Origin of the sequence: Streptomyces sp. NRRL S-118 (genome assembly GCF_000716335.1) — a bacterium.
Lineage (GTDB): Bacteria > Actinomycetota > Actinomycetes > Streptomycetales > Streptomycetaceae > Streptomyces.
This window is the reverse complement of record NZ_KL591051.1, coordinates 1-269: the sequence shown is the minus strand read 5'-3', so window position 1 is coordinate 269 and position 269 is coordinate 1. Positions and strand designations below refer to the sequence as shown.

The 269-nt window shown below is 75.8% G+C and carries 1 protein-coding gene; it reads left to right on the top strand.

From position 1 onward, the window contains the following. On the top strand, positions 1-269 hold a 269-nt coding region (locus IH00_RS38500; RefSeq protein WP_158828201.1), incomplete at both ends, for an acyltransferase domain-containing protein.

Sequence of the window (269 nt, the reverse complement as noted above, 5' to 3'; positions counted from 1 at the left end):
CCTGGGTGTGAGCCCCGACTACCTCATCGGGCATTCGGTGGGCGAACTGGCGGCGGCGCATGTGGCCGGCGTGCTGTCGCTCCCGGACGCGTGCGAGCTGGTGGTGGCGCGCGGCCGGCTGATGGGTGCGCTGCCGGAGGGCGGCGCCATGGTGGCCGTCCAGGCCGGCGAGGCCGAGGTCGCGGAGTCGCTGGCCGGCTTCGGGGGACGGCTGGAGATCGCGGCGGTGAACGGGCCGCGTGCGGTGGTGGTCTCCGGTGACGCCGACG